This window comes from Stackebrandtia albiflava (assembly GCF_007994225.1).
GTDB classification, from domain to species: domain Bacteria; phylum Actinomycetota; class Actinomycetes; order Mycobacteriales; family Micromonosporaceae; genus Stackebrandtia; species Stackebrandtia albiflava.
Map to the genome: position 1 here is coordinate 472,203 of NZ_VLLL01000005.1, position 20,212 is coordinate 492,414.

Here is a 20,212-nt window from a genome sequence, read left to right on the forward strand (position 1 = left end):
TGCCCGATCGTATGAGGTCGAGGCTAGACCGGATGGCTAAATCGTTGGTATCGCGTGACCTGATCGATAACCCACCGTGTCCGTCCGAGCCTGGTGTGGCGATTCAGGGCGGCGGCTGGGTCGTCTTGCGGACGTAGACCCGGCTGTCGGCGATCGCGTCGGCGATCCCCGCCTCCCGCAGGTGGTGGCTGATGCGTCGCCGCAGCTCCCGGCCGAGCGCCCATTGGCTTCCGGAGTCGGCCTTCACGACGACCCGGAACACGGTCGCCTCCACGTTGATGTCGACGACGCCCTGCACGTCGGGTGCCTCCAGCACCGCCTCTCCGAAAGCGGGGTCGTCGTCGAGGCCCTCGACCGCCTCCGAGATGACCCGCCCGGCGGCGTCGATGTCGACGTTGGACGCCAACGGGATGTCGAGGATGACGTTCGCCCAGCTCTGGCTCCGGTTCCCGACCCGGATGATCTCGCCGTTGCGGACGTACCACAGTGTGCCGTGCATGTCGCGGATCGTCGTGACCCGCAGGCCCACGACCTCGACGGTGCCGCTCGCCTCGCCCAGGTCCACCAGGTCGCCGACGCCGTACTGGTCCTCCATGATCATGAAGACGCCGGAGATGACGTCCTTGACGAGCGCCTGAGCCCCGAAGCCGATCGCGAGACCGACCACACCCGCACTGGCCAGCAGCGGCCCCAGGTTCACGTTGAACTCCGCCAGGATGAGCATGAACATGATCGCGTAGACCAGCCACGTCACCAGGCTCCGCAACACCGACCCGATCGTGCTCGCGCGTGCCCGGCGCCGGTCGCCCATCAACGCCAGGGCGTCGGTGTCGGCCATCAGGTTGGGGATCCGCTCCCGGAACGGCTTCAGGATCGCGGGGACCTTCCCGGGCTCGCGGGGCCGGGTCAACCGCTTGATCGCCCGGTTGACGAGCCCCCTCACCAGCAGGCACACCGCGACGATGATCAGGATGCGCATCGGCTTGACGAGCAGCCAGTCGCTGCTCTCGGCCAGCCACGCCTGGCCCGTCATGTCCCACAGCAGTTGGCAGGCGGTGCCCGCGTCCGTGGCGCACGCCGGTGGTGAAGATGTCAGAGCTTCCAGCACGCCGCCTTTCCTACCCCATCCCCGCCGGACGCCACACCCGGACCGCGTCGGCGGGACCCTCGACACCGCCGCCGGGATTCCGGTCGTTAAACGTACGTGCGATCCGGCCTGTGATAGGGGAGACTTGAGGAGGTTCGACGACGAGGAGGCGCGATGACCGCGACACTGTCACAGCCCGTCACCGGCGTTTCCCACAGCGCGCTGGTGCTCAATGCGACCTACGAACCGCTGTGTGTGGTTCCGGTGCGGCGAGCCGCCGTGCTGCTGCTGTCGGACAAGGCGGAGACCGTCACGATCGGGGACGGCTTCCTGCGCAGTGCCCGGCACACCATACCGGTCCCCTCCGTCGTCCGGCTGAACCGGTACGTCAAGGTCGCGCGGCGCCGCAACGTGAGCCTGACCCGTCGGGCGGTGTTCGCCCGCGACGGCTGGCGGTGCGTGTACTGCGAAGGCCCCGCGGAGACCATCGACCACGTGATGCCGCGTAGCCGCGGCGGCGCGCACATCTGGGAGAACGTGGTCGCCTCCTGCGCCCGGTGCAATCACAAGAAGAACGACCGCACACTCACCGAGCTGGGCTGGCGTCTCAAGGTGCCGCCGGCGGCACCGAAGAACCCACTGTGGTGCGTGCTGGGTCACCGCACCCCCGACCCCCGGTGGGCGGTCTGGTTAACTGCCGCCTGACAGGTCGTCGGGACGGTCCGTCACGGGCACACCGCGACGGACCGATTCACCCCTACACCGACCCATCCGCCGCCCGGCCCGCGACGAATACCGGATGAGTGTCGTCGTCGTTTGGGGTTGGAATGATTCGGGATGCCGCAGGGTCCTCACCACGCCGGAGACCGCGTGTGGTGACGGACTCCGTCCGCGCGGACGTGGACGACCATCTCAAGGAGGCGGCGCTGGGCGACGAGGCCGCGTTCGCGCGGTTGTACGACCTCGTCGCGCCGAGGGTCTACGGCCTGTCGCTGCGGGTGCTGCGTGACCCGGCGCAGGCCGAGGAGGTTTGCCAGGAGGTGTTCCTGGAGGTCTGGCGCAAGGCCGCCCGGTTCGACCCCGCCAGGGGATCGGCGACGACCTGGATCCTCACCCTGACCCACCGGCGGGCGGTCGATCGGGTCCGGTCGGCACAGTCGGCGGTCGACCGGGAGCGCCGCTCGGCCGCCGCCACCGGCGAGGTGGAGTACGACGAGGTGGCCGAGACCGTCACCGACCGGCTGGAGTACCGCCAGGTGCGGCGGTGCCTGGACCGGCTCACCGAGATACAGCGTCAGGCGATAACACTCGCCTTCTACGGTGGACACACCTACCGTCAGGTCGGTGACCTGCTCGGTGCGGCACTGCCGACCGTCAAGACCAGGATCCGGGACGGCCTGATCAGGCTGCGAGACTGCTTGGAGGTGGCCCGGTGACCACCGAGGTGCACACACTGATCGGGCCCTACGCGCTGCACGCGCTCGACGAGGAGGAGCGCGACCTGGTCGAGCGGCACATCGCGGAGTGCGAGTCCTGCGCCCTCGAACTGCGGGAGCTGCGCGCGACCGCCGCCCGACTGGCCGACTTCACGATCGTCGACCCGCCCCAACGACTGCGCACGCAGGTGCTCGGGGCGGTCCGCCGCACTCGGCAACTCGCCCCCGGCCCCGCCCGGCCGCCGGCGGGGCGGACCCGGGACGGCGCGTCCGTCCGCCGGTTCGCCGGCCGGCGGCGCGTCTTCGTCACCGCCGCCGCCATCGTGGTGATGGCCCTGGTCAGTAGCCTGGTCACCTTCGCGGTGATGCAGGGCCGCGTGGACCAACAGCGGGCGGAACAGGCCCGGCAGGAGCAGATGGAGGCGGTGTTGACCGCCTCCGACGCCGACTTCACCCGCCGCACCGCCGAGGGCGGCGGCACCGTGTCCATGGTGTCCTCCGAATCACTGGACCAGGCGGTCGTGATCCTGACCGACCTGGCCCCGATATCCGACGAGCAGTCGTACCAACTGTGGTTGGTCCACGGCGACCGCCAGGTCTCGGCGGGTGTGGTCCCCGCCGGGCACAACACCGCCATGCGGTTGGTCACCGGTATCTCCGGCGCCGACGTCCTGGGGGTCACGGCCGAACCGGCCGGCGGGTCCGAGACACCCACCCTTCCGATGGTCGCCGACCTGGCGATGCCCACCGACTGACGGGCTCCGCGCCGCCGGGCCGCGACCGCACACGTGTGCGGTCGCGGCCCGGCTCTCGGTCGATTCGTGGAGAACATCCCGAAAGATCCGTGATCCGACCCATCCGCCCGGCGGCCCGCCCCGAATACCGGGTGTGAGGGAACGATGGATCGCCGCGGCGGCCGGTATCGGTTGCGCGGCCGTCGCCGTCGCCACCGGGAGCCTGGTGGCACTGGCCACCGGCCGCGCCACGTCGCCGGTCGTGGCGGTGGGCGCCGCGGTCGTCGACGTGACACCCGAACCGGTGAAGGACTTCGCGATCCGGATGTTCGGGGAGGCCGACAAGGCGGCCCTGCTCATCGGTATCGGTGTCCTGCTGGTGTTGATCGCGGCGGGCATCGGTCTCCTCGCACAGCGTCGTCCGTGGCCGGGGTACATCGGGCTGGCGTCGTTCGGGCTGTTGGGCGCGGTGGCGGCCTGGGGCAGGCCGGGAGCGCAGTGGTGGTGGGCACTGCCCTCGCTCGTCGGTGCCCTGGCCGCGGCCGGCGCGTTGTGGTTTCTGCTCCGGCGTCCCCTCGACGCCGACCCGGAGGATTCCGTCCGGCTGCCGCCGGGGCGGCGGGTGGACCGGCGCGGTGTGTTGTTCGCGTTCGCCGCCGCCGGCGCAGCGGGGGTGGCCGGTGTCGGTCTGAGCGGGCGCGACGGCGTCTCCGAGGCCCGTGCGGCGATCCGGCTTCCGGCACCCGCGTCACCCGGACCGGCCGGCACCGGTCTCGACATTCCGGGCCTGACTCCGTACATCACGCCGAAGGCCGACTTCTACCGCGTCGACACCGCACTCGTGATTCCGCGACTGCATCCCGAGGACTACGTACTGGAGATCGGCGGACGGGTGGCGCGGCCGTTGCGGCTGTCCTACGCGGACCTGCTCGACCGGCCCCTGATCGAACGTGAGATCACGCTCTCCTGTGTGTCCAACCAGGTCGGCGGGGACCTGGCGGGCAACGCCGCCTGGCTCGGCGTTCCGCTGGCCGACCTGCTCGATGAGGCGCGCCCCGAGTCCGGCGCCGACCAGGTAGTGGGTCACTCCGCCGACGGTTGGACCTGCGGCACCCCCACGGCGGTCTGCCGCGACGGGCGTGACGCGATGCTCGCGGTCGGCATGAACGGTGAACCGCTGCCACTGGAACGCGGCTTCCCGGTCCGCATGATCGTGCCCGGCCTGTACGGCTACGTGTCGGCCACCAAATGGCTGGTGAGGTTGGAACTGTCCTCGTTCGACGACTTCGACCCGTACTGGGTCAGGCGGGACTGGGCGGCCGAGGCCCCCGTCAAGACGTTCTCGCGTATCGACACGCCGAAACCCCTGTCGACCGTCGGCGGCGGCGAGGCGACCGTGGCGGGAGTCGCCTGGGCGCAGCACAGGGGAATCGCCGAGGTGGAGGTCCGCGTCGACGAGGGCGCCTGGCAGACCGCCGAACTCGCACCCGTGGTCTCGGCCGACACCTGGCGGCAGTGGCGCTGGCGGTGGACCGGCATCACCCCCGGCCGCCACACCCTGCAGGTGCGCGCCACCGACAACACCGGGCAGACCCAACCCGAGGAGCGCGTGCCGCCGTTCCCCGACGGCGCCACCGGCCGGCACTCGGTGGTGATCACCGCGTCATAGACCACCGCCACTGGCGGTGACCGATGTAACGAAGGTTCAGAGAGGAAACACATCATGTTCAGCAACCGCAGGACCCGATTCGCCGCCGCGGCGGGAACCATCGGCCTCGCCCTGGTCCTGACCGCCTGTAGCGGTGGCGAGGACGACGCCACCGCCGAGGACTCGACCGACACCGGTGTGGAGGAGACCACCGCCGCCGAGGACGACGGCATGGACGCCGCGGCCCCGTTCGGCCCGGCGTGTGAATCGATCCCGAAGGACGGTGAGGGCAGCTTCGACGGCATGGCCGACGACCCGGTCGCGACCGCCGCGAGCAACAACCCGGCGCTGTCGACGCTGGTCGCGGCGGTGACCGCCGCGGAACTCGGTGACACGCTCAACTCGGCGGAGAACATCACGGTGTTCGCGCCGACCGACGACGCGTTCGACAAGATCCCGGAGGAGGACCTCAACGCGCTGTTGGAGGACAAGGACATGCTCACCCAGGTGTTGACGTACCACGTGGTGGGCCAGAGCCTGACTCCCGAGGCGCTGGGCACCGAAGGGCCGTTCACCACGTTGCAGGGTGAGCAGGTCGAGGTCTCCGGCTCCGGTGAGGACTTCACCGTCAACGGTGAGTCCAAGGTGGTGTGCGGCAACGTGCCGACCGCCAACGCGACCGTGTACATCGTCGACACCGTGCTGATGCCGCCGGCCGAGTAGGCCCACCGCTCCACGAGATGGATTCCGGGCCCCCGCCGCCGACACGCGGCGGGGGCCCGCTGCCGTGCGCGGAGTCAGCCGAGCTGTCCGATCACGGTCATCAACGCGAGGGTCGCCACGGCCACCCCCACCCAACGGGACACGACCGCCGCGCGCGGGCGCGGGCCCTCCCGAAGTACCCGGACCCCCAGCGGTAGCAGTGCCACCGTCAATCCGGCCAGGTACACGAGCGACCAGGGGGTCGTGCCCTTCAACACCCCGATCGGCATCCCCACCATGAGCGCCATGGCGACGGCCGGGACCGGGCCGAACACCCGGGTGCGCCAGGCGCCCAGCGCGAGCACGAGCCAACCGGCCATGCAGGCCACGTTGAACGTCGAGTACATCTGGAAGTCGGTGTAGGTCTGTTCCATCAGGCGGGTCGCCGTCTCGGCGCCCACCGCGTCGACCATCCGGAAGGCCATGTCGTCCATGCCGGTGTGGTAGGCGCGGGCGAACAGGCCCGCCGACGTCAGCAGCCATCCCCACAGCGCCCAACCGGGACTGCGCGCGGCGATCCGGACCGCCAGCAACGTCACCGCCGGGAACAGCAGCAGGTTCCCCATCGCGAACAGGGTGTAGGCGACGGTCATCCGCACGGGCTGTTCCGCGAACGCGGCGAGCTGCGCCGGGAAGAAGAAGTAGTGGTCCACTCGCAGCAACGCGCCCGCAGCCATCAGCAGGGGTCCGGCGATCAGGCACACCCCGGCGACCCGGCGCCCCGGGAACTCCGGGAGACCGTCCACCGGTAGGACGCGCCGGAGGCGGGCGCCGAATCGTGAGAGCGGCTCGGGATCGGTCGGTGTGGAGTGACGTGTCGATTCGATCATCACGCCGAGTCTGCCCAGGATGTCCGGCGGCCGCGTCGGAGCGAGGTCGTCACTTCGGCGTCAGACCCCGGTATGACCTCAATGAGCGGCTTGGTCGGCCGGAACGTGCGCGTGACGGGGCGCACGTTGGAAAACAAGTGCTTGCCCGACCGTTCCGGCCGTCCTATGACCACCCGAGCTGAAGACGTCGGGGTCAGGACCGTCTAGGAGGTAGCGGTATGAACCCGCTGGTCCGCCGGATGTAGTCGGCGTAACCCGGCCTGGTCCGTGACATGTGGGCGTCCATCAACGGTCTACCCGTCTTGGCCGCCAGGAAGTAGGTCATCACCAGCGGCGACAGCACGGTGGCCGCACCCGGGAGACCTCCGGCGGCGATCAGGAACAGCCCCCACCACACGCAGGCGTCACCGAAGTAGTTCGGGTGCCGGCTGTACCGCCACAGGCCCGAGTCGAGGACCCGGCCACGGTTCGCCGGATCGGAGCGGAACCGGGCGAGCTGGTGGTCCGACACCGCCTCGAAACCGAACCCGACCAGCCACACCGCCGCCCCGGCGTACAGCCATCCGTCGACGTCCGAGGCGTCGTACTGGGCGACCTGCACCGGCAGCGAGATGAACCAGATCAGCCCGGCTTGCAGCAGGTAGACCATCCGCAGCGCATACCAGGTCCGATCACCGGGTGCCTTGGCGAGCAGCCGCTCGTACCTGGGATCCTCGCCGTGGCCGCGACTGCGCCACCCGATGTGGACCGCCAACCTGATGCCCCACACCACCGTCGCCGCGGTGACCACCCAACGCCGCACCGGATCCCCATGACCCTCCGACAGGTACAGCCCGGTCACCGCGATCGCGGCGAAGCCCAGGCCCCAGGCCACGTCCACCACCCGATGCCGCTGCCGGGCGGTGCCCACCGCGAACGCGATCACGCCGACCGTCAACGCCACCGCCAGGCACACCGCGGCGTTGACCGCCAACGCCTGCCACACGGTATGGTTCACCGCGCGCCCACCGCCGTCCACTCCGGAGTCGACGGCATCCCACTCCGGCCGTCCGTGTCGGGACGGACCGCCAGAATCTGGTCCACGCCCATCCTGCCCTCCTCGAACGCCAACGCGCCCCCGATCAGGTACAGCCGCCACACCCGGGCCGTCGGTTCGCCCACCAGCGACACCGCCTCTCGCCAGCGCTCCTCCAGCGTCTCCAGCCAGCAGCGGACCGTCGTGACGTAGTGCTCCCGCAACGACTGCACCTCTCGGACCTCCAGACCGGGCCGCTCCAGCAGGTCCACCGTCTGCCCGACCGGTCGCATGTGCATGTCGGGGGCGATGTAGGACTCGATGAACGCGCCGCCGCCGGGCGCGTCGGCCCCGCGTGACATCTGCTGCACCAGCAACCTGCCGCCCGGTTCCAGAAGAGACCACAGACGCGCCGCGAACGCCGGATAACCGTTCCCGCCGACGTGCTCGCCCATCTCGATGGTCGAGATCGCCTCGTATCGGGCTCCCGCCAGGTCGCGGTAGTCCGACAACCGGAAGTCGATCCGATCGGACAGTCCCAGTTCCTCCGCGCGGGCCACCGCGAACTCGTACTGCTGCAGCGACAGCGTCACGGCCGTCACCTCCGCGCCGTGATGCTCGGCGGCGTGCATCGCCAGCGCGCCCCAGCCGCACCCGACGTCGAGCATCCGGGTGCCCCGGCGCAGCCCGAGCTTGCGGCACACCAACTCCAGCTTGTCGTACTGCGCCTCCGCCAGGCCGTACCCGCCTCCGCCGCCGGTCCAGTAACCGCAGGAGTACACCATGCGCGGATCCAGGATCAGTCGGTAGAAGTCGTTGGACAGGTCGTAGTGGAACCCGACGGCGGCCCGGTCGCGGTCCCGGCTGTGCAGACGCCCGGTCATCACCGCCTGCGGGTCCGGTGCGGGCGGCGGCGCACCGAGCACCCCGTACCGCAGGGCCAGTCGCAGTGCCGCCGCGACGTGCCGTGGCCGGACCCGGGGACGACCGCCGGAGTACCGGACCGCCCGCCACACCGCCGGGAACACCTCCGCCAGGTCGCCGACCACGTCGATCTCACCCAGGATGTACGCCTGTGCGGCGCCCAACTCGCCGGGCCGCCACAGTAGGCGCCGCAGCGCCGTCGGTGTGGTGATCCGCAGTGTCGGCAGACCGGAGTCGCCGGCCCGGCTGCCGTCCCACGCCTCGAACGCGACCGGCAGTTCGGTGCCCACCACGCGGGTGACCAGTGTGCGCAACCGTTCGGCGAGGTTCACGATCCCGTCCTCTCCATGACGAACTGGCAGACGTTCAGGTAGCCGCTGCGGAAACCGGCCTCGGAGTACGCGAGGTACAGCCGCCAGGTCCGCCGGAAGGTCTCGTCGAAACCGAGCCGATCCACTTGTGCGGCCCGGTCGTCGAAGCGTTCCCGCCACAGCCGCAACGTCTCGGCGTAGTCCGGTCCGAAGCGGAACGTGTCGGTGACCCGCAGCCCGGTGTGCCCGGCGGCGACCCGCCGCACCGCCTCCTCGGACGGGATCAACCCGCCCGGGAAGATGTACTTCTGGATCCAGGTGTGCGTGCGGCGGGTGGCCCGCATCCGCTGGTGCGGCATCGTGATCGCCTGCAGGCCGACCCGGCCTCCCTCGGCGAGCACCCGGTCCAGGACGCCGAAGTACTCCGGCCAGTAGTCGTGACCCACCGCCTCGATCATCTCGACGCTCGCCACGGCGTCGTACCGCCGTGCGTCCGGCAGTTCCCGGTAGTCGCGCAACCGTACCGTCACCCGGTCGGACAGGCCGGCGGCGGCGATCCGCTCGCGCGCCAGTCCGAGTTGTCGCCGGGACAGGGTGATGCTGTCGACGACGGCGCCGCGCGCCGCCGCCCGGATCGCCAGTTCGCCCCAGCCGGTGCCGATCTCCAACACCCGGCTGCCTGAGGCCACGTGCAGTGCGTCCAACAACCGGTCGATCTTGCGGTGCTGTGCCGCCGCGAGCCCGTCCCACGACGGCGGCTCACCGTCGAACCACGCCGAGGAGTACGTCATCGTGTCGTCCAGGAACTGCGCGAACAGTTCGTTCGACAGGTCGTAGTGGTGGGACACGTTCCGCAGTGACCCGTCCGGGGTGTTGCGTTCGGCGGCCGGCGACGCGGCGGCGTGGAACCGGCGCAACGAATGGAACGGGCGCGGCACCAGGGTCTCGGCGTTCGCGGCCAACCTGGTCAGCAACGCCACCAGGTCAGGGCTGTCCCACTCACCCGCCTGATAGGACTCGCCGAAACCGATGAGGCCGCCGACACCCAGCCTGCGTAGGAACGGCTCCGGCCGGTGCAGGATCAATCGCGGCCGGTCGTCGGCGCCCGGTGGGGCACCGGGACACACCACGTCCAACCGGTGCCGCGCGGCGACGCGGCGCAGCAGCGCCGCCGCGACCTTCGCACGCCACCGTGACGGCGGCACCCGGTGCAGGTCCGGCCACCGGGTCGGCCCGGCGAGGCGGTCGTCGACTGAGGTCACTGTGAACCCTCCTGAGGAGACGGGGGAGACGGACGTGGTGTCACGGGAAGGCCGCGCAGGTAGAGCCGGACGCCGTGGAACCGGATCGCAGCCGAGACCCGCCACGTCTCCAACGGGAACCGGACGGCCATCGTGAACAGTCGCCGGGGTGTCACCGCGAACCGGCGGCCGGTGACCGTCGCCGTCAACGCGGGCGCGCCGTCCCGTAGCAGTGTCACCGCCAGGCCGAGCCGTTCACCCGGCTCCGGCAGCAGCAAGCGGTACCGGCCCGACACCGTGAAGAACGGCGACACGTGGAACCGCTTGTCGGTGGTCGCGTGGCCACGCGCGTCGGGTCGCAACAGGTAGACGTGCCGATCGCCGTAGGTGTTGTGGACCTCGGCGATCACACAACGCAGCCGATCAGACTCGTCGTGGCACCAGTAAACGGTCAGCGGGTTGAAGACGTGCCCCCAGGCGCGGGCGTTCGCCAGCATCCACACCCGGCCGTCGCCGATGTCGATTCCGGCCGCTGCGCACCGGGCGACCGCGTTGTCGCGCAGCGACGCACCGGGGTCGCCCACGTGGTCGGAGGAGGGGAAACGCGCCAGCCGACGCAACGGCCACGGCAACCGTGGTGGCGCCGCGGTGTCTATCAACCACAGGTAGCCGCGATGCCGCAGCCGGTACGGCACCGGGCCGAACCTGGTGTGCCGCACCTCGGTGCGGTACAGGCCCGCCGTGGTCACCATGTGGCCCCCAGGCGTTCCGCCGCCGCCACACCGGACCGGCAGCCGTCCTCGTGGAATCCCCAGCCGTGGTACGCCCCCGCGAACGTCGTCACCGCGGTGTTCAGGCCGGGCAGCCGGCGCTGCGCCCGTACCGCCTCGGCCGTGTAGATCGGGTGCCGGTAGTCCATCCTGGCGAGCACGTGCGAACCGGGCACCGTCTCCGGTCCCAGGGTCACCACGAAATCGGAGGCGGCGCGAAGCCGGTGCAACCGGTTGAGGTGGTACGAGACCCGGACCGCGGAACCACCCGGGTCGCACGACACCTGGTGGTAGTTCCAGGAACCGCGCGCCCCGGTGAACCTGGGCAACCGGCTCGCGTCGGTGTGCAGCACCGTCGGATTGTGTGAATACCGGAACCGGGACAACACGTCCCGCTCGTCGGCGGTGGGGTCGGCCAGCATCGCCAGGGCCTGGTCTGCATGGCAGGCCAACACCACGGCGTCGAAGCGGGACTCGCCACCGTCCCCGTCGGTGATCACCGCCCCGTCCCCGACCCGGCGCACCGCCCGCACCGGCGTCAGGGTCCGCACGTCGGGCAACGCCTTGACGATCGCGTCCACATAGGTGCGAGACCCGCCCGTCACCGTGCGCCAGCGCGGCGAACCGCCGACGGACAGCATGCCGTGGTTCGAGAGGAACCGGAACAGGTACGTCGCCGGATAGCCCAATGCCTCGCCCGGCCCGCACGACCACACCGCCGACACCAGCGGCACCGCGAAATGCCGTACGAAGTACTCGTCGAATCCCCCGTCCCGCAGGAACTCCCCGACACTGCGCTCCTCATCACCGTCGCCTCGCGCCAGCGACCGCCGCGCCGACCGGTGAAACCGCGGCACCTGCCACAGCATCGACAGGAACCGCCGGGACGTCAGATTCCTCGGAGAGGCGAACAGGCCACGTGGCCCCCGGGCACCGCAGTACTCCAGCCCGCAACCGTCGCACCGCACCGACATGCTCATCTCGGTCGGCTGGGTGGCGACGCCGAGTTCATCGAACAACCGGCACAGCAGCGGGTAGTTCCGCCGGTTGTGGACCAGGAACCCGCTGTCGACCGCCAGTGCCCCGGTGGCGTCGGCGACGTCGTGGGTGTGGGCGTGACCACCGCAGCGGTCGGAGGCCTCGAAGACCGTGACCTCGGCCGACCGTCGCAACAGATACGCGGCCGTCAGCCCCGACACGCCCGCACCGACGACCGCGATCGCGCGTCCATGACCACCCATGCGAGATGAACCTCCTACCGGCCGGTGTGTGCTACCGGTATTCGGAGTCGTGCCCGAGTGGGATTGGAGAGGCGTACGACCAATCCGCGGCCACCGCCAGAACGAATCACGGACGTGGCCCGACCCGTCGCCGAGACCTTCGCACCCCGCATCGAGGTGGTGCCGTCACCACCGACCGACGCGCCACCGGCACTGGTGGCGATCCTTTTGCACGGTGGCACCCCGCGGAGCCACGCCACCGCCGCCCGGTGGCGGCTGACCTATCTGCGCGTCCGTTGGCTCGGCGGCGCACTCGGGCGGCTCGTCACCGCCGGTGACGTCGCCCTGTGGCGGCTCCGGTACCGCTACCGGGGCTGGAATCCACCCGCGCTGCCGGCGGTCGGTGACGCCCACTGGGCGGTCCGGGAGTCCGCCCGCCGCCATCCCGGTGCGCCGGTCGTGCTGATCGGACACTCCATGGGCGCCCGTGCGGCACTCCGCGCCGCCGGTATGCCGCAGGTGACGGCCGTCTGCGCCTTGGCGCCATGGCTTCCCGACGGTGAACCGGTGGCTGGCTTGCGCGGCCGACGGGTACTCGTCGCGCACGGTGACCGTGACCGGATGACCGACCCCCGCGGTTCCCGCCTTTACGCCCGCCGCGCCGCCGCGCGAGGCGTCGACATCCGGTACATGTCCGTCACCGGTGACGGACACGCCATGCTCCGCCGCCCCGGCGTCTGGCACCGGTTGGTGGCCGACTTCGTCGAGACGGAACGGGCGATCACGGGGTTACGCAGGCCGGCTCCCCGAGCCGAACCTCCGGCCCCATTGCGCCGTCAGGTCACCCGGCCCGGGTCCGCCGGGTATGCCACATGCGCCTCCGTCGAGACGATCTCGGCCATGCGGTCGATCGCGTCCCGCACCTCGGTGTATCCGTTGTACAGCGGTGCGAATCCCAGCCGGATCCGCTCCGGGGTGCGGTAGTCGGGGATCACACCCGCCTCCCGCATCGCCTGGCTGATCTGCCACGCCTGCGGATGCCGCACCGTCAGGTGCCCACCACGGCGGAGCGGGTCGGCGGGGGAGGCCAGCGTGAACCCCAGCGGTGTCAGCCGGGCCGCCACCAGGCGCGCGGCGTACTCCCCGAGTCGCATCGACTTCTCCCGGATCGCCGGCATCCCGGCCTCCGCGATGAGTTCGGTCGCCGCCAGTACCCCCGCCACTCCGACGACTCCGGGTGTTCCCACCGCGAACCGGCCCACGCCCGTCTGGGGCCGGTACCCGGCGTCCATGTCGAACTGGTCGGCCTGCGAGAACCAGCCCCAGATCGGTTGCCGCAGCCTGTCGTGCAGGTCCTCGCGGACGTACAGGAACGCCGGGGCGCCCGGTCCCGCGTTGACGTGTTTGTAGGTGCAGCCCACCGCCAGGTCCACGTCGCAGTCCCGCAGCGCCACGTCCACCGACCCGACCGAATGGCACAGGTCCCACAGCACCAGCGCCCCGGCGTCGTGGGCCACGTCGGTGATCTCCGTCATGTCCGCGAGCGCACCCGACCGGTAGGCCACATGCGACAGGCTCACCAGCGCGGTGTCACCTCCCACCGCTTCGGCCACCGCCTGCGGGTCCACGCCCGTGTCGATGTCGGTCTCCACCGTCCGCAGTTCGCCGCCGTACTGCTCGGCCACCCCCTGGAGCACGTACCGGTCGGTGGGGAAGTTGTCGTCGTCGGTGACGATGACCCGGCGGCCGGGCGGGGCCGCCGCCAGCGCCGCCGCCGCCAGTTTGTAGAGGTTGACGCTCGTGGAGTCCGACACCAGCACCTCGCCCGGCCGGGCGCCCAGGGCCGCCCCGGCGAGCCGGTCACCGGCACGTGCGGGCAGGTCGATCCAGTGGTCCCAGCCCTTGATGAGCGAGTGCGGCCACTGGCCGTCGATGATGTCGCGCATCGCCGCCTGCACCGACCGGGGCGGTCTGCCCAGCGAGTTCCCGTCCAGGTAGATCACGCCCGCGTTGTCGAGGCTGAACCGGGCGCGGAAGCCGGCGAGCGGATCGGCCGCGTCCCACACGGTCGGGTCCGCCTCGGCGTGGATGTCGTCGAACATGACCCCATGATGCCCGCCCCGGGACTCGCCGGTGGCCCGCGTCCCGTCCACGCGACCCGCCCGAGGGTGACGCCGACCTGTCGGCGCCCCGGGACGCGGCCTCGGATAACGTAACCCCGTTAACAGGCGCGCGGCATCCCGCCGTGGCGGCCGAGGCGGTTCGGTAGCCTGCATGTCTGCGACGGCACGGCCGGACCGGGCTCCTCGGTCCGCGACGGCGACGCCAGGCGGCTCATCGGCGACGACGCCGGGCCGGCCCGCCGCCGCCGGTGACGAACCCAATCGACCGATGAAGGCGGACATGACGGTTCTGGAAACGCTGCTGATATTCGTCGGCGCACCCCTCGCGGTTATCGCCGTGATTACCGGACTGGTGTACGGCACCAGTGGAGGCCGCAACAAGCGGTACCGCCCCGGCCGCGACTACGAGTTCGCCCCGGTGTGGTTCCTGGCCCGCCCCGGCGACGTGTCCATCGCGGGTGCCGCCGAGTACGTCGCGGCCTCCGAGGCCGGTGAAGGTCCCAAGGCACTGGAGAGCTCGGCGTCCGCACCGCGCGCCGGAGTAAAGGGAGGCGCAAGTGGCAACTGGTGAGGTCGCGGTCAAGCCCGCGGGTGTCCCCGAGGCCGTCGAGGGGGACGTCCTCGACGGACCGTTCAACGTACGTCAGCTCCTGCGCATCGACGAGGCGCTGACCGCCGCCGACCGCCGCACCGGCCTGACATTCAGCGTCTACGTCGGCCCGCTGCACGAACCCACCGCCGGTGCGGCCCGGGGCCTGCACGACCGGTTGCCGGTTCCCGCCGACAGCGTCCTGATCGCGGTGTCGCCCGAGCAGCGCAAGTTGGAGATCGTGACCGGCGAGAACGTCGCCAAGCGTATCCCCGACCGCAACGCGGCCCTGGCGGCGCTGTCGATGACGGCGGCGTTCGGTGGGGGCGACCTCACCCGTGGCATCGTCGACGGACTCCGCATGCTCGCCGACCAGGCGTCGTCCTAAACCTGCTTACCGATGTGGGCCGGATGGCTATAACATTGCCGCACACGCCGTGGCACCGGTCGCGGCACGGAATGGTGAGAGCGGGTGGCGAACGGCCTTCGGGCCATGCCTATGTCTGACGCATCGTCTTCCGCCGGGTCCGCCCGGCCACAAGCCAAGATCACAGTCGGCGATCCGCGGACGATGGTCAGCCTGCTCGGCTCGGCCGACGAGAACCTGCGGTTCATCGAACGCAGCGTCCGCGCCGACGTGCACGTGCGGGGCGACACGATCACCCTCACCGGTGCCCCCAAGGACATCGCCGAGGGTGAGCGGTTGTTCTACGAGCTGATCGCGCTCATCAACCGGGGTGAGGAGATCAGTGTGGACACCGTCCGGCGTACCGCGGGGATCCTCGCCTCCGGCGACGAGACCAGCGCCTCGGACATGCTCACCCAGAACATCGTCTCCCGTCGTGGCCGCGGTATCCGGCCCAAGACCATCGGCCAGAAGCGTTACGTCGACGCGATCGACAACCACACGATCGTCTTCGGTATCGGCCCCGCCGGTACCGGTAAGACGTACCTGGCCATGGCCAAGGCGGTCCAGGCGCTTCAGGCGAAGCAGATCAACCGGATCATCCTGACCCGTCCGGCCGTGGAGGCCGGTGAGCGGCTCGGTTACCTTCCGGGGACCCTGTTCGAGAAGATCGACCCCTATCTGCGACCGCTGTACGACGCGTTGCACGACATGATCGACCCGGACTCGATCCCCCGCCTCATCGAGTCGGGAACCATCGAAGTAGCTCCATTGGCCTATATGCGCGGCCGGACGCTGAACGACGCGTTCATCATCCTCGACGAGGCCCAGAACACCACCGCCGAGCAGATGAAGATGTTCCTGACCCGGCTCGGCTTCGGGTCGAAGGTCGTCGTCACCGGTGACGTCACACAGGTCGACCTGCCCGGCGGCGCGACCAGTGGCCTGCGCATCGTCCGGCAGATCCTGGAGGGCGTCGACGACCTGCACTTCGCCCAGCTCGGCAGCGGCGACGTCGTGCGGCACCAGCTGGTGGCCGACATCGTCGACGCCTACGCCAAGTGGGACGCCGGACAACGCGGTGAACAGGGCGACGGGGACCGGGGTGGCCGGAAACCGTCTCGGCGACGCTTACGAGGGGTATTCGACACACCGTGTCAATTGAGATATCGAACGAGTCCGGCGTCACGGTGGACACCGACGCGATCTGCGGTGTCGCCCGGCACGCGCTCGGCCGGCTCGGGGTCCACCCGATGGCCGACCTGTCGATTCTCGTCGTCGACGAGCCGTACATGACCGAACTGAACCGGCGGTGGATGGGTTCCGACGGTCCGACCGACGTCCTGTCGTTCCCCATGGACGAGTTGTCGGTGGGGCGGGGACCCTCCAACGACGAGGAGCCGGTGGGGGAGACCATGCTCGGCGACGTCGTGCTGTGCCCCACCGTGGCCGCCAGACAGGCGGAGACGGCGGGACACACCACCGCCGACGAGCTGGAGATGCTCACCGTGCACGGGGTGCTTCACATCCTCGGATACGACCACGCCGAACCCGACGAGGCCAAACAGATGTTCGGCCTTCAGAAGTCGCTTCTGGACACTTGGCGGGGAGAACGGACCACTTAGCGAGCCATGTCTTCTCAAGCCCTGCTCGGCATCGCCGCCGCCCTGGTGGTGTTCGCCGGGCTGGCCGCCATGACCGACGCCGCGATATCCCGGATCTCCCCGGCCCGTGCCGCCGAACTGGTCCGCGACGAGGCGCGCGGGGCGGCGTCCCTCCAGCACATCCTCACCGATCTCCCCAGGTACGTGAACCTGCTCATCCTGCTGCGGCTGGTGTGCGAGCTCACCGCGACCGTCCTGGTCGCGGTGACCACCTTCGGCGCCTGGGGCGCGGACTGGCCGGCGTCGCTCACCACGGCCGGGGTGATGACCCTGGTCAGCTTCGTCATCATCGGTGTCGGCCCGCGCACCGTGGGCCGGCAGCACGCCTACCCCGTGGCGCTGGCCAGTGCCGGGGTGGTGCGCTGGCTGGGCACCGCCCTGGCCCCGTTGACCAGGCTGCTGATCCTGGTCGGCAACGCCGTGACCCCCGGGAGGGGCTTCCGGGAGGGGCCGTTCGCCACCCAGACCGAACTGCGGGAACTGGTCGACATCGCCGAGCAGCGCGGCGAGGTGGAACACGGCGAACGCGAGATGATCCACTCGGTGTTCGCGCTCGGCGACACGACGGTGCGCGAGGTGATGGTCCCCCGCACCGAGATGGTGTGGATCGAGTCGGGCAAGGGCGCCGGGCAGGCGCTGACCCTGGCACTCCGTTCCGGGTTCTCCCGCATACCGGTGATCGGTGAGGACATCGACGACGTGCAGGGCGTGGTGTACCTCAAGGACCTGATACGCCGCACCCGCGGCGGCGACGACCCCCCGGTGGCGGACGTCATGCGCCACGCCGCGTTCGTCCCGGAGTCGAAACCGGTGGACGACCTGCTGCGGGAGATGCAGGCCGCCCGCATCCACATCGCGATCGTGGTCGACGAGTACGGCGGTACGGCCGGACTGGTCACGATCGAGGACATCCTGGAGGAGATCGTCGGCGAGATCACCGACGAGTACGACGTGGAGCGGCCGCACGTGGAGGAACTGCCGGACGGTTCGGCGCGGGTCACCGCACGGCTGTCACTGGAGGACCTGGCGGAACTGTGCGACGTCGAGATCCCCGAGGGCGACGTGGAGACGGTGGCGGGCCTCATGGCGCAGACCCTCGGCAAGGTGCCGATCCCGGGCGCGCGGGCGGTCGTGCACGGTCTGGAGCTGACCGCCGAGGGCACCGCAGGCAGGCGCAACCGCATCGACACCGTCCTCGTGCGGCGACTGGAGCCGGCGGTGACGGTGGAGGAAACCGACAACGGAAGGGACGGCTGATGGAGCTGACGGCGGAGGACGAGAAGCTGGTGACCCTGGCCAGGTCCGCAGCCGCGCGGATCGGCGCCCCCCAGGGCGCGGCGGTACGCGACGACGACGGCCGCACCTACGCGGCGGCCTCGGTGCGGTTGCCGAGCCTGCGACTGACGGCGCTGCAGCTCGCGGTGGCGCAGGCCGTCGGCGCGGGCGCGGAGGCGTTGGAGGCGGCGGCGGTCGTCGCCGAGGACGGCGCCGACGAGGCGGGCCTGGCGGCGGTGCGGGACGTGACGGCCACCGCGCCGGTATACCAGGTGACGGGGGACGGGATTTCCCAGGTGAGCGGGTGACGGGTTCGACGGACGGGGACAATGGGCGTATGGATGAGACTTCAGCGCCCTACCGTGCCGGGTTCGCGTGCTTCGTGGGGCGGCCCAACGCCGGTAAGTCCACGCTGACGAACGCCATCATCGGCTCCAAGATCGCCATCACCTCGAACCGACCGCAGACGACGCGGCACGTGGTCCGGGGAATCCTCCACCGGCCCGATTCGCAGTTGATCCTGGTCGACACCCCCGGTTTCCACCGCCCCCGGACCCTCCTGGGTGAGCGGTTGAACGATCAGGTCCGCCAGACCTGGAGCGAGGTGGACGTCATCGGCCTGTGCATACCGGCCGACGAGAAGCTGGGACCGGGCGACCGGTTCATCTCCCGCGAGATCGCCGGGCTCAAGGCCAAGGTGGTCGCGGTGGTCACCAAGACCGACCTGGTGAACCGCGCGACCCTGGTGCGGCAGTTGACGGCGGTGAACGAGATGGGCGACTTCGCCGACATCGTTCCGGTCAGCGCGGTGGCGGGGGAGCAGTTGGACACCCTGGTCGAGGTGCTGTCCTCGCATCTTCCCGAATCCCCGCAGTTGTACCCGGACGACATGATCTCCGACGAACCGGAACGGGTGATGATCGCCGAACTGGTGCGTGAGGCGGCGCTCGAAGGCGTGCGTGAGGAGTTGCCGCACTCGATCGCGGTGCTCATCGAGGACATCCAGGACGAGGAGACCGAGGACGGCCCCCGCAAGAAGGTCTTCGCCGAGATCTATGTGGAGCGTTCCTCCCAGAAGGCCATCGTGATCGGCAAGGGCGGTGCGCGGCTGCGGGTGGTGGGTACGCGGGCGCGCAAGGAGATCGCCAAGCTGCTGGGTGCCCGGGTGTATCTCGACCTGCACGTGCGGGTGGCGAAGGACTGGCAGCGCAACCCGAAGTACCTGCAGCGCCTGGGTTTCTGACCGTCACCCCGCCGTGTCCCGGCGGGCGCGCGGGGACGGCGTGGCGGGGCTGAGGCATCCTTGCATGGTGCTGGGCATGGGAGATTCGCGACGAGGTGCCGACCGACCGATGGAGTCCGTAGTGGATGGTGACCCGTCGGGGCGGCCGATGGAACTGCCCGCTCTGGACGAGTTGCGGCGGGGCTCGTCGGCGTTGTCCGTACTGGACCGGGTGCTGTATCCGCCGTCGTCGGACGAGTCCGCCGGTGACGAACCCTCGGTGCTGCGACGGCAGATCACCGCGGTGTCGCTGCGGATCGTGGCCGACGCCACGCGGCTCGAACCGTCCATCCCGAGCGCCTGCATCGAGCCCCACGCGACGGGGGAGGACTACTGGCCGGACCGGTTCGCGGAACTGGCCGATCGGGTCGCCTGCGCCGTCGAGGAGGCGGCGCTCACGGCGAGGGTGTTGGCGCAGTGCGCCCGGGTCCCGGCGGGACTCGACCGGCTGGTGTCGGTCATGGCCGCGACGGCCACCGCCGAACTGATCATGATCGACGGCGTCGAGGCGGCCGTGCGGTCACACCTCGTGGAGGCCGCCGAGTGCGCGGACCTGGCGTGGTGTGCCGCGCACAGCCGGTTGACCGACTGTCCGACGTGGCGGCGGCGCCGCGTCGCCGACAGCGAACGCGCCATCCTGATCGCGTTGCGCCGCTACCTGATCCCCGAGCAGCCGGGCGGCCCCGATCCGTCGGTGACGGTGCCGGTCGAGGCCGCCGATCCGCCGGGCCGGCCGGTTAAGGAGGGACCGGCGGACCGGTTGGCGGTTCCGGCGCCCATGTTGGAGCTCGTGAGCCGACTGCTCCGCGACGGACGATGGCCGACCGATTCGCAGCGGCGCATCGCCGCCGAGACCCGGCACCGGTTGTCCGGTTACACCGATTGATCCGGCCCG

At 70.5% G+C, this 20,212-nt stretch carries 20 protein-coding genes and 2 pseudogenes; 14 read left to right on the top strand and 8 right to left on the bottom strand.

Annotation, left to right across the window (positions count from 1 at the left end):
- Positions 1-103: 103 nt before the first annotated feature.
- On the bottom strand, positions 104-1,108 hold the full coding sequence (locus tag LX16_RS03080) for a mechanosensitive ion channel family protein (protein WP_244615657.1): 1,005 nt from the start codon (positions 1,106-1,108) through the stop codon (positions 104-106).
- A 153-nt stretch (positions 1,109-1,261) separates the two neighbouring features.
- Between LX16_RS03080 and LX16_RS03085 the strand changes: the two genes are divergently transcribed.
- The 5 genes from LX16_RS03085 (at position 1,262) to LX16_RS03105 (ending at position 5,628) form a co-directional block, all read left to right on the top strand.
- Complete coding sequence (locus LX16_RS03085; RefSeq protein ID WP_147132781.1) at positions 1,262-1,792, top strand: HNH endonuclease; 531 nt, start codon at positions 1,262-1,264, stop codon at positions 1,790-1,792.
- 167 nt (positions 1,793-1,959) lie between these two features.
- Positions 1,960-2,523, top strand: coding sequence for an ECF RNA polymerase sigma factor SigK (sigK, locus tag LX16_RS03090; protein ID WP_244615658.1), 564 nt, complete (start codon positions 1,960-1,962; stop codon positions 2,521-2,523).
- The gene (locus tag LX16_RS03095) at positions 2,520-3,278 is read left to right on the top strand and encodes an anti-sigma factor (RefSeq protein WP_147136932.1); all 759 of its coding nucleotides are present in this window, start codon (positions 2,520-2,522) and stop codon (positions 3,276-3,278) included. Before sigK ends, LX16_RS03095 begins: the two co-directional genes overlap by 4 nt.
- A gap of 133 nt (positions 3,279-3,411) precedes the next feature.
- Entirely contained in the window at positions 3,412-4,926 is a 1,515-nt protein-coding gene (locus tag LX16_RS03100; protein WP_211354256.1) for a molybdopterin-dependent oxidoreductase, read from the top strand.
- A gap of 54 nt (positions 4,927-4,980) precedes the next feature.
- Positions 4,981-5,628, top strand: coding sequence for a fasciclin domain-containing protein (locus LX16_RS03105; RefSeq protein ID WP_147132787.1), 648 nt, complete (start codon positions 4,981-4,983; stop codon positions 5,626-5,628).
- Positions 5,629-5,702: 74 nt separating this feature from the next.
- Here the strand turns inward: LX16_RS03105 and LX16_RS03110 are convergent, their stop codons facing one another.
- The 6 genes from LX16_RS03110 to LX16_RS03135 form a co-directional block, all read right to left on the bottom strand.
- Positions 5,703-6,497 (bottom strand): hypothetical protein, encoded by a 795-nt coding sequence (locus tag LX16_RS03110; protein ID WP_211354257.1) that lies wholly within the window; start codon positions 6,495-6,497, stop codon positions 5,703-5,705.
- A gap of 193 nt (positions 6,498-6,690) precedes the next feature.
- Positions 6,691-7,494, bottom strand: coding sequence for a DUF1295 domain-containing protein (locus LX16_RS03115; RefSeq protein ID WP_211354258.1), 804 nt, complete (start codon positions 7,492-7,494; stop codon positions 6,691-6,693).
- Entirely contained in the window at positions 7,491-8,771 is a 1,281-nt protein-coding gene (locus LX16_RS03120) for a class I SAM-dependent methyltransferase (RefSeq protein ID WP_147136941.1), read from the bottom strand. Before LX16_RS03120 ends, LX16_RS03115 begins: the two co-directional genes overlap by 4 nt.
- Positions 8,765-10,009 carry an SAM-dependent methyltransferase gene (locus LX16_RS03125; RefSeq protein WP_147132790.1) on the bottom strand — a complete coding sequence of 415 codons (1,245 nt, stop codon included), beginning with the start codon at positions 10,007-10,009 and terminating at the stop codon, positions 8,765-8,767. Before LX16_RS03125 ends, LX16_RS03120 begins: the two co-directional genes overlap by 7 nt.
- Entirely contained in the window at positions 10,006-10,740 is a 735-nt protein-coding gene (locus LX16_RS03130; protein ID WP_147132793.1) for a DUF1365 domain-containing protein, read from the bottom strand. Before LX16_RS03130 ends, LX16_RS03125 begins: the two co-directional genes overlap by 4 nt.
- Positions 10,734-11,999 (bottom strand): NAD(P)/FAD-dependent oxidoreductase, encoded by a 1,266-nt coding sequence (locus LX16_RS03135; protein ID WP_147132796.1) that lies wholly within the window; start codon positions 11,997-11,999, stop codon positions 10,734-10,736. The genes LX16_RS03130 and LX16_RS03135 overlap by 7 nt, the downstream gene beginning before the upstream one ends.
- A 195-nt stretch (positions 12,000-12,194) precedes the next feature.
- Between LX16_RS03135 and LX16_RS28085 the strand changes: the two are divergent.
- Positions 12,195-12,752, top strand: a pseudogene (locus tag LX16_RS28085) (alpha/beta fold hydrolase); the annotation flags it as partial.
- Between the two features lie 62 nt (positions 12,753-12,814).
- Here LX16_RS28085 and kynU read toward each other — a convergent pair.
- The gene (kynU, locus tag LX16_RS03145) at positions 12,815-14,080 is read right to left on the bottom strand and encodes a kynureninase (RefSeq protein ID WP_147132799.1); all 1,266 of its coding nucleotides are present in this window, start codon (positions 14,078-14,080) and stop codon (positions 12,815-12,817) included.
- A gap of 301 nt (positions 14,081-14,381) precedes the next feature.
- Here kynU and ctaJ point away from each other — a divergent pair, with 301 nt between their 5' ends.
- The 8 genes and pseudogenes from ctaJ to LX16_RS03185 all read left to right on the top strand — a co-directional run bounded on the left by ctaJ (position 14,382) and on the right by LX16_RS03185 (position 20,203).
- Entirely contained in the window at positions 14,382-14,672 is a 291-nt protein-coding gene (gene ctaJ / locus LX16_RS03150) for an aa3-type cytochrome oxidase subunit CtaJ (RefSeq protein ID WP_147132802.1), read from the top strand.
- Positions 14,659-15,078, top strand: coding sequence for a DUF5130 family protein (locus LX16_RS03155; protein ID WP_147132805.1), 420 nt, complete (start codon positions 14,659-14,661; stop codon positions 15,076-15,078). The genes ctaJ and LX16_RS03155 overlap by 14 nt, the downstream gene beginning before the upstream one ends.
- Before the next feature lie 105 nt (positions 15,079-15,183).
- Positions 15,184-16,224 (top strand): annotated as a pseudogene (locus tag LX16_RS03160) (PhoH family protein); the annotation flags it as partial.
- A 26-nt stretch (positions 16,225-16,250) separates the two neighbouring features.
- Positions 16,251-16,721, top strand: a complete 471-nt coding sequence (gene ybeY / locus LX16_RS03165; RefSeq protein ID WP_147132808.1) for an rRNA maturation RNase YbeY — start codon at positions 16,251-16,253, stop codon at positions 16,719-16,721.
- 6 nt (positions 16,722-16,727) lie between these two features.
- Positions 16,728-18,017 (top strand): hemolysin family protein, encoded by a 1,290-nt coding sequence (locus LX16_RS03170; protein WP_147132811.1) that lies wholly within the window; start codon positions 16,728-16,730, stop codon positions 18,015-18,017.
- Entirely contained in the window at positions 18,017-18,343 is a 327-nt protein-coding gene (locus LX16_RS03175) for a cytidine deaminase (protein WP_147132814.1), read from the top strand. Before LX16_RS03170 ends, LX16_RS03175 begins: the two co-directional genes overlap by 1 nt.
- Before the next feature lie 29 nt (positions 18,344-18,372).
- On the top strand, positions 18,373-19,278 hold the full coding sequence (gene era / locus LX16_RS03180; RefSeq protein ID WP_147132817.1) for a GTPase Era: 906 nt from the start codon (positions 18,373-18,375) through the stop codon (positions 19,276-19,278).
- Between the two features lie 109 nt (positions 19,279-19,387).
- Complete coding sequence (locus tag LX16_RS03185) at positions 19,388-20,203, top strand: hypothetical protein (RefSeq protein ID WP_147132820.1); 816 nt, start codon at positions 19,388-19,390, stop codon at positions 20,201-20,203.
- Positions 20,204-20,212: the final 9 nt, after the last annotated feature.

Coding starts and splice junctions, on each gene's coding strand:
- LX16_RS03110 (WP_211354257.1), bottom strand. CDS start 6,497: ATGATCGAATCGACACGTCACTCCACACCGACCGATCCCGAGCCGCTC.
- LX16_RS03130 (WP_147132793.1), bottom strand. CDS start 10,740: ATGGTGACCACGGCGGGCCTGTACCGCACCGAGGTGCGGCACACCAGG.
- LX16_RS03105 (WP_147132787.1), top strand. CDS start 4,981: ATGTTCAGCAACCGCAGGACCCGATTCGCCGCCGCGGCGGGAACCATC.
- LX16_RS03135 (WP_147132796.1), bottom strand. CDS start 11,999: ATGGGTGGTCATGGACGCGCGATCGCGGTCGTCGGTGCGGGCGTGTCG.
- LX16_RS03085 (WP_147132781.1), top strand. CDS start 1,262: ATGACCGCGACACTGTCACAGCCCGTCACCGGCGTTTCCCACAGCGCG.
- kynU (WP_147132799.1), bottom strand. CDS start 14,080: ATGTTCGACGACATCCACGCCGAGGCGGACCCGACCGTGTGGGACGCG.
- ctaJ (WP_147132802.1), top strand. CDS start 14,382: ATGACGGTTCTGGAAACGCTGCTGATATTCGTCGGCGCACCCCTCGCG.
- LX16_RS03175 (WP_147132814.1), top strand. CDS start 18,017: ATGGAGCTGACGGCGGAGGACGAGAAGCTGGTGACCCTGGCCAGGTCC.
- era (WP_147132817.1), top strand. CDS start 18,373: ATGGATGAGACTTCAGCGCCCTACCGTGCCGGGTTCGCGTGCTTCGTG.
- LX16_RS03170 (WP_147132811.1), top strand. CDS start 16,728: ATGTCTTCTCAAGCCCTGCTCGGCATCGCCGCCGCCCTGGTGGTGTTC.
- LX16_RS03185 (WP_147132820.1), top strand. CDS start 19,388: ATGGAGTCCGTAGTGGATGGTGACCCGTCGGGGCGGCCGATGGAACTG.